Below are 2,576 nucleotides of genomic sequence, written 5' to 3'. Positions count from 1 at the left end.
GAAGAACGAAGCCAAAGTGCTTTGAAAACAGTCTTTAAAACAGGGCTTTAACAGGAGCTGATTTCATGAGCATTCTGGTACTTGCAGAACATCACAACGGCCAGCTCGCTGGCGCCACTGCCCACGTGGTCGCCGCAGCTAAAGCCATCGGCGGCGATATCGACATCCTGGTTGCCGGCGAGAACGTCGCTGCCATCGCCGAGGCCGCCGCCCAGCTCGACGGCGTGGCCAAGGTGCGCGTGGCCGACCACGCCGCCTACGCCCACCTGCTGGCCGAGCCCACCGCGGCGCTGATCGCGGAACTCGCCGGCGACTACGGCCACGTGCTGGCGGCGGCCTCCACCACCGGCAAGAACGTGCTGCCCCGCGTCGCCGCGCTCAAGGACGTGGCGCAGATCTCCGAGATCATCGCCGTCGACGCCCCGGACACCTTCAAGCGGCCGATCTACGCCGGCAACGCCATCGCCACCGTGCAGAGCGAGGACGCCCTCAAGGTGATCACCGTGCGCAGCACCGGTTTCGATGCGGTGGCTGAAGTTGAAACAGGAAGTGGCGGCAGCGCCCCGGTGGAAGCGGTGGACTTCGTGGCCGACAACGCCCAGTCCAGCTTCGTCAAGGAGACGCTGGCCCAGTCCGACCGCCCCGAGCTGGGGGCCGCCAAGGTGGTGATCTCCGGCGGCCGCGGCATGGGCAGCGGCGAGAACTTCCAGTTGCTCGAGGGCATCGCCGACAAGCTGGGCGCGGCCATCGGCGCGTCGCGCGCCGCGGTGGACGCCGGCTTCGTGCCCAACGACATGCAGGTGGGCCAGACCGGCAAGATCGTCGCGCCGGAGCTCTACATCGCCGTGGGCATCTCGGGGGCCATCCAGCACCTGGCGGGCATGAAGGACTCCAAGGTGATCGTGGCGATCAACAAGGACGAGGAGGCGCCGATCTTCCAGGTGGCTGACTATGGATTGGTCGCCGATCTCTTCGAGGCCCTGCCGGAGCTCGAGCAGAAGCTGTAAAACGACAGTCTGGACCCTAATCGGTACTCGGGAGGAGCAGGTGGCAGAACACGATTCGATGGAGTTCGATGTGGTGATTGTCGGCGCAGGGCCCTCCGGCCTGGCGGCGGCCTGCCGCCTGATGCAGCAGGCCAATGAGGCGGAACAGGAACTGACGGTATGTGTGGTGGAGAAAGGCTCCGAGGTGGGGGCTCACATCCTCTCGGGCGCCGTCTTCGAACCCCGTGCCCTGGCCGAACTCTTTCCCGACTGGGAAGAGCGCGGCGCCCCGCTCACCACGCCGGCCATTCGTGACGAGCTCTACCTGCTCAAGGATGCCGAGAAGGCCCAGAAGCTGCCCAACGCCCTGGTGCCCAAGAGCATGCACAATACCGGCGGCCAGAACCACGGTGGAGAGTCAGCCCGCTACGTGATCAGCGCCGGCAACCTCTGCCGCTGGCTGGCCGAGCAGGCGGAAGGACTCGGCGTGGAGGTCTTCCCCGGCTTCGCCGCCCAGGACGTGATCCAGGACGAAGATGGCACGGTCCGGGGCATCCTGATCGGCGACATGGGCGTTGCGGCCGATGGCACGCCAAAGGATAGCCATATGCCGGGCATGGAGCTGCGGGCCAAGTACACCCTGTTTGCCGAAGGCTCCCGTGGCCATCTGGGCAAGCGGCTGATCGAACAGTTCAAGCTGGACGAGGGGCGTGACCCGCAGCACTACGGTATCGGCCTCAAGGAGCTGTGGGATATCCCCGCCGAGAAGCACGAGCCGGGCCTGGTGCTGCACGGCTCCGGCTGGCCGCTGGCAAAGGACACCCACGGCGGCTGGTTCCTCTATCACGCCGAGAACCAGCAGGTGGTGGTCGGCCTGATCATGGACCTTTCCTACCAGAACCCCTGGCTGTCGCCCTTCGACGAATTCCAGCGCATGAAGCATCACCCGGTGCTCAAGCAGCACCTGGAAGGCGGCAAGCGGGTCGCCTACGGCGCTCGCGCCATCACCAAGGGTGGCCTGAACTGCCTGCCGAAGATGACCTTCCCCGGTGGCCTGCTGATCGGTTGCGACGCCGGCACCCTGAACTTCGCCAAGATCAAGGGCCTGCATACCGCCATGAAGTCGGGCCTGGTGGCGGCCGAGGCGATCTTCGAGGCCATCGCGTCTGGCGATGAGGGCGGCCAGGAACTCACCGCCTTCACCGAGAAGTGGGAGCAGAGCTGGGCCTACGCCGAACTCAAGGAGAGCGCCAGCTTCGGCCCCGCGATCCACAAGTACGGCACCGTGGGCGGCGGCGCCTACAATTTCGTCAATCAGCTGCTGGGCGGCAAGCTGCCCAACCTCCACGACACGACGCCGGATCATGCGGCGCTCAAGCCCGCCAGTGAGTTCGAGAAGATCGACTACCCCAAGCCGGACGGCAAGCTCTCCTTCGACAAGCTCTCTTCGGTGTTCCTGTCGAACACCAACCACGAGGAAGACCAGCCCTGTCATCTGAAGCTCAAGGATCCGGAGCTACCGATCCGCGAGAACCTGCCCAAGTATGCCGAGCCGGCCCAGCGCTACTGTCCGGCGGGTGTCTATGAGGT

General features: G+C 65.4%; 2 protein-coding genes. Both read left to right on the top strand.

The features are described 5' to 3' along the window. Positions 1–65: 65 nt before the first annotated feature. Positions 66–1,007: an electron transfer flavoprotein subunit alpha/FixB family protein gene (locus tag LY622_RS16175; RefSeq protein ID WP_234291837.1), complete on the top strand. Its 942-nt coding sequence runs from the start codon at positions 66–68 to the stop codon at positions 1,005–1,007. A gap of 58 nt (positions 1,008–1,065) precedes the next feature. Then, the coding region (locus LY622_RS16170) for an electron transfer flavoprotein-ubiquinone oxidoreductase (RefSeq protein ID WP_234291838.1) at positions 1,066–2,576 on the top strand (1,511 nt) is incomplete at its 3' end.

It is taken from the genome of Halomonas alkalisoli (assembly GCF_021412585.1).
GTDB classification, from domain to species: domain Bacteria; phylum Pseudomonadota; class Gammaproteobacteria; order Pseudomonadales; family Halomonadaceae; genus Halomonas; species Halomonas alkalisoli.
The sequence above is the reverse complement of the archived record's forward strand: the minus strand, read 5'-3'. Positions and strand labels throughout refer to the sequence as shown.